General features: G+C 63.8%; 16 protein-coding genes, 1 tRNA gene and 1 pseudogene. 9 read left to right on the top strand and 9 right to left on the bottom strand.

Annotated elements, in window-relative coordinates:
- The first annotated feature begins 15 nt into the window (after positions 1–15).
- The 3 genes from FJ940_RS14035 to FJ940_RS14030 are packed head-to-tail and all read left to right on the top strand — an operon-like array spanning position 16 to position 744.
- On the top strand, positions 16–201 hold the full coding sequence (locus tag FJ940_RS14035) for a hypothetical protein (protein ID WP_140656838.1): 186 nt from the start codon (positions 16–18) through the stop codon (positions 199–201).
- Between the two features lie 46 nt (positions 202–247).
- Positions 248–424, top strand: coding sequence for a hypothetical protein (locus FJ940_RS28460; protein WP_181171767.1), 177 nt, complete (start codon positions 248–250; stop codon positions 422–424).
- 56 nt (positions 425–480) lie between these two features.
- Complete coding sequence (locus tag FJ940_RS14030) at positions 481–744, top strand: hypothetical protein (protein WP_140656836.1); 264 nt, start codon at positions 481–483, stop codon at positions 742–744.
- Here the strand turns inward: FJ940_RS14030 and FJ940_RS14025 are convergent.
- Positions 741–941 carry an Arc family DNA-binding protein gene (locus FJ940_RS14025; RefSeq protein ID WP_140656833.1) on the bottom strand — a complete coding sequence of 67 codons (201 nt, stop codon included), beginning with the start codon at positions 939–941 and terminating at the stop codon, positions 741–743. The two genes, FJ940_RS14030 and FJ940_RS14025, sit on opposite strands and share 4 nt — an antisense overlap.
- Before the next feature lie 331 nt (positions 942–1,272).
- Between FJ940_RS14025 and FJ940_RS14020 the strand changes: the two genes are divergently transcribed.
- Positions 1,273–1,485, top strand: a complete 213-nt coding sequence (locus FJ940_RS14020) for a hypothetical protein (protein ID WP_140656832.1) — start codon at positions 1,273–1,275, stop codon at positions 1,483–1,485.
- A 90-nt stretch (positions 1,486–1,575) separates the two neighbouring features.
- Here FJ940_RS14020 and FJ940_RS14015 read toward each other — a convergent pair.
- Together FJ940_RS14015 and FJ940_RS14010 are read right to left on the bottom strand one after the other, a co-directional pair.
- Positions 1,576–1,651, bottom strand: a tRNA-Lys gene (locus tag FJ940_RS14015).
- Between the two features lie 107 nt (positions 1,652–1,758).
- A complete protein-coding gene (locus tag FJ940_RS14010) occupies positions 1,759–2,691 on the bottom strand; it encodes a PhzF family phenazine biosynthesis protein (protein ID WP_140495414.1) in 933 nt (310 codons plus the stop codon).
- A 130-nt stretch (positions 2,692–2,821) separates the two neighbouring features.
- On the opposite strand from FJ940_RS14010, the gene FJ940_RS14005 reads away from it, so the two are divergent.
- The 3 genes from FJ940_RS14005 to FJ940_RS13995 are packed head-to-tail and all read left to right on the top strand — an operon-like array spanning position 2,822 to position 6,045.
- Positions 2,822–4,114 (top strand): efflux RND transporter periplasmic adaptor subunit, encoded by a 1,293-nt coding sequence (locus tag FJ940_RS14005; RefSeq protein WP_140656830.1) that lies wholly within the window; start codon positions 2,822–2,824, stop codon positions 4,112–4,114.
- Positions 4,115–4,118: 4 nt separating this feature from the next.
- On the top strand, positions 4,119–4,826 hold the full coding sequence (locus tag FJ940_RS14000; protein ID WP_140564194.1) for an ABC transporter ATP-binding protein: 708 nt from the start codon (positions 4,119–4,121) through the stop codon (positions 4,824–4,826).
- A 1-nt stretch (position 4,827) separates the two neighbouring features.
- A complete protein-coding gene (locus FJ940_RS13995) occupies positions 4,828–6,045 on the top strand; it encodes an ABC transporter permease (protein WP_140521160.1) in 1,218 nt (405 codons plus the stop codon).
- A 24-nt stretch (positions 6,046–6,069) separates the two neighbouring features.
- Here the strand turns inward: FJ940_RS13995 and FJ940_RS13990 are convergent.
- From FJ940_RS13990 to FJ940_RS13980, 3 genes and pseudogenes are all read right to left on the bottom strand, one after another.
- A pseudogene (locus tag FJ940_RS13990) lies at positions 6,070–6,318 on the bottom strand (PIN domain-containing protein); the annotation flags it as partial.
- 85 nt (positions 6,319–6,403) lie between these two features.
- Entirely contained in the window at positions 6,404–7,120 is a 717-nt protein-coding gene (locus tag FJ940_RS13985) for a hypothetical protein (protein WP_140495404.1), read from the bottom strand.
- 3 nt (positions 7,121–7,123) lie between these two features.
- On the bottom strand, positions 7,124–8,236 hold the full coding sequence (locus tag FJ940_RS13980; RefSeq protein WP_140564195.1) for an endonuclease/exonuclease/phosphatase family protein: 1,113 nt from the start codon (positions 8,234–8,236) through the stop codon (positions 7,124–7,126).
- A gap of 188 nt (positions 8,237–8,424) precedes the next feature.
- On the opposite strand from FJ940_RS13980, the gene FJ940_RS13975 reads away from it, so the two are divergent.
- Positions 8,425–8,994 carry a BA14K family protein gene (locus FJ940_RS13975; protein ID WP_140495400.1) on the top strand — a complete coding sequence of 190 codons (570 nt, stop codon included), beginning with the start codon at positions 8,425–8,427 and terminating at the stop codon, positions 8,992–8,994.
- A 69-nt stretch (positions 8,995–9,063) separates the two neighbouring features.
- On the opposite strand, the gene ilvC is transcribed toward FJ940_RS13975, so the two are convergent.
- The 3 genes from ilvC to FJ940_RS13960 form a co-directional block, all read right to left on the bottom strand.
- Positions 9,064–10,083, bottom strand: coding sequence for a ketol-acid reductoisomerase (ilvC, locus tag FJ940_RS13970; protein ID WP_140495398.1), 1,020 nt, complete (start codon positions 10,081–10,083; stop codon positions 9,064–9,066).
- A gap of 25 nt (positions 10,084–10,108) precedes the next feature.
- Entirely contained in the window at positions 10,109–10,762 is a 654-nt protein-coding gene (locus FJ940_RS13965; protein WP_140516455.1) for a TetR/AcrR family transcriptional regulator, read from the bottom strand.
- Between the two features lie 150 nt (positions 10,763–10,912).
- Entirely contained in the window at positions 10,913–11,371 is a 459-nt protein-coding gene (locus FJ940_RS13960; RefSeq protein WP_140516702.1) for a MarR family winged helix-turn-helix transcriptional regulator, read from the bottom strand.
- 100 nt (positions 11,372–11,471) lie between these two features.
- Here FJ940_RS13960 and FJ940_RS13955 point away from each other — a divergent pair, with 100 nt between their 5' ends.
- Positions 11,472–12,209 (top strand): glutathione S-transferase family protein, encoded by a 738-nt coding sequence (locus FJ940_RS13955; protein WP_140521163.1) that lies wholly within the window; start codon positions 11,472–11,474, stop codon positions 12,207–12,209.
- Positions 12,210–12,216: the final 7 nt, after the last annotated feature.

Raw genomic sequence — 12,216 nt, 5'->3', positions numbered from 1 at the left:
CGCCATCCTTTCCGCATGAACCAACGCACGGACAATCCTGGCACCGGCATTCAAGGCAAGCGACACGGCACGCCGGTCAAGGACGAGGCCGAGCATTTCATGGTCTGTCCGATCTGCGGTCAGGCATTCGACATGCGCGATCTCGGCCAGGTGTTCCATCACGCCGACGAAGACCACCAACCGCTCCCGACTGACGCCTAGCGGGGGAGGCCTTGACGCCGGCGGCGCTCGCGCCATTCTCTCAGGCATGGCTAAAATCCCGGCAAGCGCTGAAACGGTCGAAATGATCGACGGCCGGGTCTACTACTCCCTGGACAAGTGGCACACGGTTTTCCTTGTTGAGCCGGGTCGAGCCAAGGCGCGCAAGCTGACGGGCGAGGAAGCCGACCTGGCCCGGTTCCTCGCCCTTCACGCACAATCTTAGAGGAAAATTTTCCTGCACGGCTTGACGCCGGCGCCGGGCGGAACGAAATCGGAACGATGGATCCGCTTTTCGACGCCGTGCCGGGCAAGGCCTATTACGCCATCAGCTTCCGCGACATCCCGGAAACCTACATTCTCGGCGGCCGCTGCCTGCTTTGCAGCCATGTCGGCCCGGTCGATCGGCATCGCATCGAAAAGCGCTACGGCGCCGGCGAGCAGCTGCGCTGGGTCGGGCGCCATTTGCGCTGCCTGTGTTGCGGCAATCAGGTCCGGAACCATTTCACCGTGGTCGGCTGCTACCTGACCGCGTGTCTCGGCTAGCCTTCGACCAACTCCGCTATGGCTTGACCCAAGAGATCCTTCACCTTGCCGCGCACGTCGTTGGTAAGCTCGAAGGAGCTTTCGAGCCGCGTCACGATCTCTTCATTGAGGCTGCGGCCGTTCTCGGCCGCGGCGACCTTCAGCCTCTTCTTGAGGGCGGGTGTCAGCCGTACATGGGAATCAAGGCGATTGGTCATATCGATTGTATGGCTGAAAGAGCAGCGCGGGGAAATCGTCCCAAGCAGTGGGAAGTAGTGCCCATCACAGCGCCCACTTGTCCCCGCTATTCACAGAGCGATGAACTGGCGCAATCTTTCGTGATTGATTGACACGCCTCACACGTTAGCCTTGTCCGATCCCGCCGGATGAAGCGGGACGAGCAAGACCAAGTGGCGGGGTCATGCGGCTTCCTGTTGGGACGGGAAGAAGCGGCTGAAATTTCGCGTGGTTTTAAGTTCGCATCAACCAGCCGCGCCGGCCGAGCGAGAGGCCCGGCGAAGCCAACACGCGAAAGAAGTAACGAGGAAAATGACCAAAGACGACAGCGGCCATATCAACACGATCGATCTCTGCCTTTGTGAGGCCGAGGGCATCGTGGACGTCCTGCTCCATATCCGGGTGGAAGCCGATCCGGCGCAGCACCAGGCGCTCAACGGCGCGTGCGTCACGCTGCTGCACGTGGCGCTCGAGCGGCTGCGAAAAGCCAGTGCAAGGCTCGATGCGTTGAAGGCTGCGGCCTAAAAGCCCCACGTGGGGCGTGAGGCGCGAAAACCCGCGCCTCACGTTCCCGCTGTGTTCACGGGGTCTATCCACCTAAGCTTTTGAAATCTTTGGTGGGTGCGCACAGGATTGAACTGTGGACCCGCTGATTAAGAGTCAGCTGCTCTACCAACTGAGCTACGCACCCACTCGGCCGGCAAAAACCGGCGTTGGCGGGCATATAGCCGCCGATGCCGGTCCTGTCCAGCCCTGCCGGAATCATTTCCCGACAAATCGCCGAAGTGACGCAGATGGTCAGACGAACAGCTTGCCTTCCGCCACCTTGACCGCGTTGCCACCGATGCGCGCCGAGACCAGTTTTCCGCCCTGTACACTTAGTTCCAGGCGGATGCGCGAGGGCCGCCCCATCTCCAGCCCCTGTTCGATCCACAGCTGCGAAACGCCATCCGTCGGAGCGTCGAAATGCATGACGGCGCCGGCGAAAGCCGCCGCCGCCGAGCCGGTCGCCGGGTCCTCGTAGGAAGGCGTGCCGGGCACGATCATGCGCACATGGAAGGCGCTCTCGTGGTTCACCGTCTCTCGGCAATAGACATAGGGACTGGCAAAGGCCCATTCGCTCTTGCGCGGCGCCAGTTCCGACCAGGCCTGATTGTCGAGCCGGATCCGGCCGGCCGCCTCCAGATTGGCCACCGGTATGGTCACGTAGGGCACGCCCGCCGACCAGAACGCGACGCGGTGATTCTCGAAACCGATCTCGTGCGGCGCCAGGCCAAGGGCGGCGCCGATCGCCACCGGGTCGGCTTCGAGCTTCAGCGGCTCCGGCAACTTCGCCAGGTCGAATTCGGCGAATGTCGCGCCATCATGCTTGCTGACGGCGCAGCGCACCGGGCCGATGTTTTCCTCCAGCACGAAAATGCTCGCAGCGCCATCATTGTCGGCCATTTCAGCGAGCGCGATATCGGCCAGTTCGGCCAGCGCGATCGCCGAACCCACGGTCGGGTGGCCGGCGAAAGGCATTTCATAGTCGGGCGTGAAGATGCGGATGCGGGCGCGGTGCTTGGGATTGTCCGGCGGCAGCACGAACACCGATTCCGACAGGTTGAACTCTCGCGCGATGGCCTGCATCGCAGCCGTGTCCAGTCCGCCGCTGTCCAACACCACCGCCAGCGGGTTGCCGGCCAGCCGATCGGTCGTAAACACATCGTAAAGCAAGTAATCGCGTCTCATGGAGGAAACCTTCCGCTTTGATCCGAATTTCTGCCTCAATCCCAACATGAGCGAAATTTAATTTGATATTCGAACCATTAGCACTGATCTGTGCACTCATAGGGACTTATTGCGCTTCAGGGGGTCCGGCGTGGACCAGATTGTCAATCTGCCAAAGACGGAATCGGATTCCGCCATCGAGACCGCGCTCGGGCTCGACCAGACGGGGCGGCGCAAGAATCGCCGCCGCGGCTGGCTCTATGCGCTGCTGGCGCTGATCGTCCTTGTCGCGGCTTTTGCCGGCTACCAGTGGTATGCCGGCTCGCCGGTCAAGATCGACTATACGACGGCGCCCGCCGCCAAGGCCGACCTCACTGTCGAGGTTTCGGCGACCGGCACCTTGCAGCCCCTCACCCAGGTCGACATTTCCAGCCAGCTCTCGGGCATCATTCGTTCAGTCTCGGTCAACGAGAACCAGCAGGTCAAGAAGGGCGATGTGCTGGCCGCGCTCGACACCGCCAAGCTGCAGGTGCAGATCGAACGCGCCGAGGCATCCGCCAAGGCGGCCGCCGCCAATGTCGCGGACGCCACCGTGACGCTGGCCGAGAATGAAAGCGCGCTCGTGCGCGCCGCCGCCCTCACCAAGCGCGGCATGGCCACCGACCAGTCGCTCGAAGCGGCGACCGCGACCCGCGACCGTTCGAAGGCAGCGCTCGATAGCGCCGAGGCCAATCTCGCCATCGCCAACGCCGACCTGAAATCGCAGCAGACCGACCTTGCCAACAGCACCATCTATGCGCCGATCGACGGCATCGTGCTGACGCGCTCTGTCGACCCCGGCCAGACGGTCGCCTCCTCCTTGCAGGCGCCGGTGCTGTTCATCATCGCCGCCGATCTCAGGAACATGGAACTGGTGGCGGCGGTCGACGAAGCCGATATCGGCGCGGTGAAGCCGGGCCAGCATGCCCGCTTCACCGTGGATGCCTTCCCGGAGCGGCCGTTCGACGCCGAGATCCGCGACATCTCCTACGCCTCGGTCACCACCGACGGCGTCGTCACCTACAATGCGCGGCTCGAGGTCGACAACAACGAGCTGTTGCTGCGCCCCGGCATGACCGCCACTGTTTCGGTCGTCACCCGGCAGGCCAAGGACGTGCTGACCGTCCCCTCCTCCGCCTTCCGCTATCGTCCTGCGCAGCAGGCCGCCCGCGGCTGGAGCCTGAGCGACCTGTTCACCGGCCGCATGGGACGTCCCGGCGGCAATCGCCAGCGCCAGGCGGCAGCGCCGCCGACCGACGGCTCACGCATGCTCTACGTACTGGAGAAAGGCCGTCCGCATCCGGTCAACGTCAGGATCGGCTCGACCGACGGCGAACTGACCGAGATCACCTCGGGCCTGCCGGAGGGGGCGCAGGTCATCACGGCCTCGCAGCAGCGGAGCTGACGTCGTGGCGATGGGCGCCCCCCTCATCACCTTCGACAAGGTCTGGAAGAGCTACGGCCATGGCGAAGCCAAGGTGCACGCGCTGGCCGGCGTCGACCTGGCGATCCGGCGCGGCGAATTCGTCGCCATCATGGGCCCGTCCGGCTCCGGCAAATCGACGGCCATGAACATCATCGGCTGCCTCGACACGCCGACCGCCGGCACCTATTCCTTCATGGGCGTCGATGCCGGCCGGCTCGACCGCAACCGCCGCGCCATGCTGCGCAACCTCTATGTCGGCTTCGTCTTCCAGGGCTATAATCTGCTGGCGCGCACCACGGCGGCGGAAAATGTCGAACTGCCGCTGATCTATCGCGGCGTGGCCGGCCGCGAGCGCCGCGATCTTGCCATGCAGGCGCTGGCGCAAGTCGGCCTTGTCGGTCGCGAGCATCACACGCCGGCCGAGCTTTCCGGCGGCCAGCAACAGCGCGTGGCGATCGCGCGCGCCATCGTCACGAGGCCGACGCTGCTCGTCGCCGACGAACCGACCGGCAATCTCGACACTGCCCGCACGCACGAGATCATGGAGTTGCTGACGCAACTGAACAAGGAGCTTGGCCTGACCATCACCATGGTCACCCACGAGGCCGACGTCGCCGAATATGCCGAGCGCACGGTGCGCTTCCTCGACGGCCATGTCGCCTCCGACACCATGACCGTCGAGGTGGCCTGACATGCTCTGGGAAACCGTCCGCCTCTCCTTGCGCTCGATCCGCCGCAACATGCTGCGCTCGTTCCTGACCTTGCTCGGCATCGTCATCGGCGTCGCCGCGGTCATCGCCATGCTCACCATTGGCGCCGGCACCACCGCCAAGGTCAAGGACGACATCGCCAAGCTCGGCAGCAATCTTCTGGTTGTGCGCTCCGGCCGCCCGGCCGGTCCCGGCGGCCCGGGCGGGCTCGACCAGGTCGTCCGTCCGCTCACCGAAAAGGATCTTGCCGCGCTCATTGCCCATCTGACAGGCGCACGCGCCATTTCGCCGGCCTCGCAGAAGCAGGTCCGCGTCATCTTCGGTACCGAGAGCCTGACCTCCGGCGTCACCGGCACCGACAGTGCCTATCTCGATGCTCGCGACTGGAAACTGGTCTCAGGCCGTTCGTTCAGCGAGTCCGAGACCCGCTCGGGCACCGGCGTATGCCTGATCGGCGAGACGGTGCGCCAGCAGTTCTTCGGCGCTGGCGACCCTGAGGGCGAAATCATCCGCGTCAACCGCACCTCCTGCAAGATCATCGGCCTGCTCGAGCCGAAGGGCTATACCGGCTTCGGCCAGGACCAGGACAATGTCGTCTTGATGCCGCTGCATGCCTATCAGCGGCGCATTGCAGGCAACCGCAACATCGACAACATCTACGTCGCCGCCGACGACCGCACCCCGACCAGCGAGCTGCAGCCGCGCGTCGAGGATATTCTGCGCGACGCCAGACGCCTCACGCCCGACCGCGAAAGCGATTTCGCGATCCGCGACATGACCCAGATCGCCGATGCCATGGCCAGCGCCACCACCACCATGACCGGCATGCTGGGCGCGGTCGCCGGCGTCAGCCTGCTGGTCGGCGGCATCGGCATCATGAACATCATGCTGGTGTCGGTCACCGAGCGCACCCGCGAGATCGGCATCAGGCTCGCCATCGGCGCGCATGAAAAGCACATCCTCATCCAGTTCCTGGTCGAGGCGACGGTGCTGTCGCTGCTCGGCGGCATCATCGGCATCCTGATCGGGCTCTCGCTGGCCGGTCTCGCCTCGGCGACGCTGGCCATTCCCTTTGCGCCGAGCCCGGCAGTCATCCTGCTCGCCGTCGGCTTTTCCGCGCTGATCGGCATGGTCTTCGGCTTCTTCCCGGCGCTGCGCGGCGCCAGGCTCGACCCGATCGACGCGCTGCGGCATGAATAAGGCGATTGGAAAGCAAAGGCGCGGCTACGACGCTGTTTCCCAGGGATTGATCGTATTCAATCCGGCGGCCGCGAATGGGCCGGTGTCGCGGGTGGCGACCGTAAGACCGTTTGCTGCGGCCGTGGCCGCGATGTAGGCATCCGCATTGCCGATCGCCTTGCCTGAGGCTCTCGCCTTTACCATGAGGTCGGCATAGGCGCGCGACGCGTCGAGGTCGAAAGGCAGAATGCGGCCTGCAAACAGTGGCAACACATCCTGATCGAGACGATTGTCCGCGCACGCACCCGATGTTTGGGGTTGCAGGCAGCCACTCAGACCTTCGTATGCCGGCATTGGCGATCAGCACGGAAGGTAAGGTTTAGTCCGCGTTCGCAAAATGCCACTCGATCAGCGGCTTCATGTGCGGCATCAGCCCGTGCGGCAGGTCGGCGGCGTGGCGGATGATGACCGGACCGACGATCTCCGGTTCGGCCTCGGTTGCGACGAAGGCCGAGATGCGCCGCGCGATCTCCTCGGCGGGCTCGGGAACCCGGTATCGGCGGAAGATCACCGTGCCGCTTTCCGTCGACAGGGCATGGTAATGCAGGCCGCGTGCGGCGCCTGAAATGTCGAGGCCGGTTTCTTCCCGCACCTCGCGGATCATATTGAAATCGACATCGACGAGGCCATCGCGAAAATCGGCCGGTTCGAAGGAACCGGCGGCGAAATAGACGCGGCCGGCAGTAACGGTGTGGGCGGCCATGCGAATCGCCACCAGCGCATTGTCGCCGGCCACGAGCATGGCATGGGCATAGGCGTGCTCGGCGCCCGAATTCTCGCGCCGCTTCCGCCAGAGCATGAAGGTGGAGTAGTTGACCGCGTGGCACCGGCCGACGAGGCGATTGTCGCGCCAGGCAAGTCGCGAGAGCAGCACCACGGGACCGTCGAACAGCGCGGGGTTGGCCGCGATCTCGTGCTGCCAGTTCGCGGCGATCGCCTCGGCATTGTCCAGCGCGAAAGGATGCGGGCCGGGGTCGAGCCTGACATCGACGGCGTCGACCGGCAAAATGACATTGCGCGGCAGGTCGAAGCTCACGGTTCAGGCCATGTCCAGCGTGATCGCCACCGGACAATGGTCCGATGCCTTCGGCCGGTCCCAGCCGGCGCGCGGAAAGCGCTCCACTTCCTGGCCGGCAGGAAAGATCGTGCGCCAGGGCTGGCCGTTGCGGATGATGTCCGGGACGGCGGTGGCGTTCTTAGCCGCCAATCCCTTGGACAGCAGGATATAATCGAGCTGGCACAAATGCCGCTCTTGCGGCCCACGCGTGTGGTAGAAGGTCCAGCGGTTCATTTCCGGCCGCCTCTCGACCACGTTTTCGCAAAAACCGCCGGCCGTCAGCACGTTGATGCAGGACAGGTTCTCGTCGACCACCTCGAAACGATAGCCGTCGAATTCGTCGCCGGCGATCTTCACGCGCTGGCGGTAATCGTTCATGTCGCCGCAGATCGCCCAGCGCTTGTCGGCTGCATGATCTGCCCCGAAGCGCTCCTCGATGATCCGGCGCACCGCCTGCGCCTCCGCGATGCGGATCGGCATCGTCGCTTCACGCCCGTCGAGCCCGTTGCGGGGCGAGCCCATCGACTTGAAGTGCACGAGATAGAGCGTCAGCGGCGAGCCGCCCACGGTAATGTCCACTTCCAGGCAGTCGCGCCGGAAGATGCGTTCATTGGGCTGGTTGCCGAGCGCCGCCAGCTCCGGCGTGTGCAGCCCGAACTGTTCATAGGTCACATAGGCGTGGCTGGTCATGCGCACGAATTCGATGGGCTGGCCCTGCGCGGTCTCGCTGCGCATCATCACGGCGACGTCGATGCCGCGCGAATCATTGCCGGCAGCGGTGTACTTCTGGCGGTAGCCCTGCCCCACCATCTTGAAAAGATAGCCATATTCGAACGCCTTGAGGGCTTCGATATTGTCGACCTCCTGCATGCAGATGATATCCGCGCGCGTGGCCGCTATGGCCAGCGCCGTCAGCTGCCGCATGTCGTCCGACTGCGCGATGGCGCGGGCCTGCTCCAGCATCTTGTACTCGGCCTCGCTCTGGATATCGAAGAGAGCCAGCGTCCGGTCCTCGTTGAGCTGGTTGCGGTATCCGGAGAAATCGAACCTGTTCATCAGGTTCTCGACATTGAAGGTTGCAAGACGCAGCGACATATCATGACCTTTGCCCGCAAGCGCGGCAGAAAACAAGGCCGGGCAACCACCAGCTGGAATCGATTGATCCTGGCGCGCCTCGCGCCATGGTTGAGGGAACCTTTCCGTTCATCCGCCGTTCAGACGCAAAGACCCACAGTGGGCCCATCCCAGGGTCGGCGTGGGGCCTGTTCTCTTGGAGAAGTGCAATGAACGCGCTCTTTTCTTCCACAGTCAAATCCGGGCTGATAGCGCTCGGTATCTTCTCCGGCATCACGGCACCATCCGCTGCCGGACCAATCCTTCAGCCGGAGCTGTCGATCCCAGCCAGCACCGCGGCGCCGACGGTCACGCCTGTGCGTGACAGCTGGGCCGGCGGCAACAACCGGAGCTTCAACAACGACTGGAGATGGCGCCGGTCGGGCGGGTGGAACCACGGCAATTGGAACCGCGGCGATTGGGGCGGCCGTCACTGGAGCGGTCGTCACTGGAACGGCGGCGATGATTGGCGTTGGCGCCGCCACCATTATCGCGGCCGCTACTATGATGACAGCGCCGGCGCCGCGATCCTGGGGCTTGGCTTGGGGCTCGGCCTCGGCAGCATGTACAACAACTACAATTACTACGATGCACCGCCGCGCCGCTACTATCGCGCCGGCCGGCTGTCGAGCGCCCATGTCCGGTGGTGCTACAACAGATACCGCTCGTATCGCGCTTACGACAACACCTTCCAGCCCTATAACGGCCCACGCCAGCAGTGCTACTCGCCCTATCGCTGAGCCAGGCCGCACAATCCTGCAATAAAAAACGGCGCCGCGCGGCGCCGTTTCTTTTGGAGCGTGGATCGCTCAGTTCTTCGCCTTGTCGACCAGCTTGTTCTTGGAGATCCACGGCATCATCGCGCGCAGCTTGGCGCCGACTTCCTCGATCTGATGGCTGTCGTTGTTGCGGCGGATGCCCTTGAAACGCGACAGGCCGGCACGGTATTCCTGCATCCACTCCGAGGTGAACTTGCCGGTCTGGATATCCTTCAGCACCCGCTTCATCTCGGCCTTTGTCTCGGCGGTGATGATGCGCGGCCCCGAGACATATTCGCCCCATTCGGCGGTGTTCGAGATCGAGTAATTCATGTTGGCGATGCCGCCTTCATAGATCAGGTCGACAATCAGCTTGACCTCGTGCAGGCACTCGAAATAGGCCATTTCGGGCGCATAGCCGGCTTCCACCAGCGTCTCGAACCCGGCGCGGATCAGCTCCACCAGGCCGCCGCACAGCACGACCTGCTCGCCGAACAGATCGGTCTCGCATTCCTCGCGGAAATTGGTCTCGATGATACCCGAACGGCCGCCGCCGACGCCGCAGGCGTAGGAGAGCGCGAGGTCGAGCGCATTGCCCGAAGCATCCTGGTTGACGGCGACCAGGCACGGCACGCCGCCGCCCTTCTGGTATTCGCCGCGCACCGTATGGCCGGGCCCCTTCGGCGCGATCATGACGACGTCGACCGTCGACTTCGGCTCGATCAGGCCGAAATGCACGTTGAGGCCATGCGCGAAGGCGATTGCCGCGCCGTCGCGGATGTTCGGCGCGATCTCGTTTTTGTAGATGTCGGCCTGCAATTCGTCGGGCGTCGCCATCATCATCAGGTCGGCCCATTTGGCGGCGTCGGCCACGCTCATCACCTTGAGCCCGTCGGCCTCGACCTTCTTGGCGGTCGCCGATCCGGCCTTGAGGCCGATGGCGATCTCCTTGGCGCCGGAATCCTTGAGGTTGAGCGCATGCGCCCGGCCCTGGCTGCCATAGCCGATGATGGCGACCTTCTTGCCCTTGATCAGGTTGAGATCGGCATCACGATCGTAATAGACGCGCATTTTTGTCTTCCTTCCCGTTTGAAGATCAGAGGCCTTGCGGCCCGGTTTTTGCTCCGAAAAGAGCGAGAAACTGCTGCGTCGCGCGGACGGCATCACCGCCGATCGCCGCCTCAGTCAATTCCAGCCGGTCGCCAAGCAAGAGACGGATCTGCACGTCGCGGGCGACCAGCCCGAAAAACGTACGGAACGCCGTCTCGGCGTCCGAGAAATCGAGCAGCCCGGCCTGGCGGCCGGCCTCCAGCACCGGCTTCAGGCGCTTGGCGAGGGCAAAGCGCCCGTTCTCCAGCACCACCGCGCCAAGATCATCCTTGCCCGAACCGGCATGGCCGACCGCCACCCGGTTGAGTGCGATCGAAGTGTCGCTGGAAATGACCTTCAGCCAGTCGGAAGCAAATCGCTCCAGGCTCGCGGCCAACGACGCAAGGTCGAGCCCCCTGCCGTCGACCGCCGTCACCCGCACCTTCGAGGCCTGCCATTGCACCGTCGCCGTCAGCAGTCCGTCGCGGTCGCCGAACCATTTGTAGAGCGTTTCCTTGGAGCAGCTCGCCCGCCGCGCCACTGCGGTCATGGTCAGATTGTCGCCCTCTTCGACCAGCAGGCGGAGCGCTGCATCCAGGACCGCCTTCTGACGCTCCGTCAGCGCTTCGCCGTTGTCGATATCGGCATTTGCCTGCAACACGCTCTGTTCCCGTTTGATGGTAGAGCCGTAGATCGCCCGAGCTCAGTACCGTACGTTACGGTTCGGCATATTGCGCAATCCGAAGATCGGCGCAAGGCCAAAATGACGAAATGTCTTCCCCGTGTCCCCGCAGCCGCGCAACGCGTATGTTCAGTCGCCGGCTGGCGGATCGCGCAACCGCCCGAGCAAGGCCGATACCGTGTTCAGTTCTTGCGGCGAGAGCTTGTCGCCAACCAGCTCCGCGATCGACCTGCCATAGACGGCCCACATACGGCGGCGCGTCTCTCGTCCCTTGGCCGTGATGCGGACGGTTTGGCCGCGGCCGTCATCAGCCACCGGCAGCTTCTCGACAAACCCATCGGCTTCAAGTCGGGCCAGCAGCCGCGAAATATTATACTGCGCGAACAGGGTTCGTTCGATCAGCTGGAACGGCCGCAAGCCGCCCTCGCCCGCCTCAGCGAGTTCGTGCAGCACGTCATACCAGGCAAGCGGCGGCAGGCCGCCTTCCTTCAGCGCGTCTTCGGCACGTTCCACCAGCTGGCGTGATACCCGCATCAGGCGTGCCCAGGTCTTGATGGCCTCCGGCGATGGCATGGCTGTCTCGATCATGACGGCACCATAAGAGATAGATGCAATTGCATCAAGCTTGACGACCAATGCATTTGCATCTAGATAGATGCGAATGCATCGATATTGAGAGGCAAATCCGATGAAGCATGCCAGCACCCTCATTCTCGTCAGCCATCCCCTTTGCCCCTATGTCCAGCGTGCGGCGATCTCGCTGACCGAGAAAGGCGTGCCGTTCGAGCGCGTCGACATCGACCTCGCCAACAAGCCTGACTGGTTCAAGGCGGTCTCGCCGCTCGGCAAGGTGCCGCTGCTGCGCGTGCAGCGGGGGAACGATGAGACGGTGATCTTCGAATCCGCCGTCATCCTCGAATTCCTCGAAGAAACTGAGGCCAATCCCCTCCACCCGGCCGACCCCTATGCCCGTGCCCGGCATCGTGCCTGGATCGAGTATGGCTCAGCCATCCTCAACGCCGTCGGCCGGTTCTATTCGGCGTCGACCGAGGCAGGATTCCTTGCCGAGTCTCGGACGCTGTCGGAAATGTTCGATCGTGTGGAGACCGAATTGGCGGGCGAAGCCGGCCGGACTGGACCATGGTTCGAAGGCGGGCGCTTTTCGCTCGTCGACGCAGTCTACGGCCCTGTCTTCCGCTACATCGATACCTTCGACCGGATCGGCGATTTCGGCATTCTGGACGGCAAACCGCTCGTCCAGGCCTGGCGCCAGGCATTGAGTGGACGCCCGTCCGTCAAGCATGCCGTGGCGCAGGACTATCCACTGCGCCTGCATGCCTTCCTGCGGGCGAAGGGATCGTATCTTTCGACGGTCATTCGCAAGAACGATCGGGCCAGCGCGCTTCCGCCAGCCCAGTTCGGCTGAACGGATC

It is taken from the genome of Mesorhizobium sp. B2-3-7 (assembly GCF_006442695.1).
Taxonomy (GTDB): domain Bacteria; phylum Pseudomonadota; class Alphaproteobacteria; order Rhizobiales; family Rhizobiaceae; genus Mesorhizobium.
Note: the sequence above shows the minus strand (reverse complement) of the source record. Positions and strands in the feature narration are given on the sequence as shown.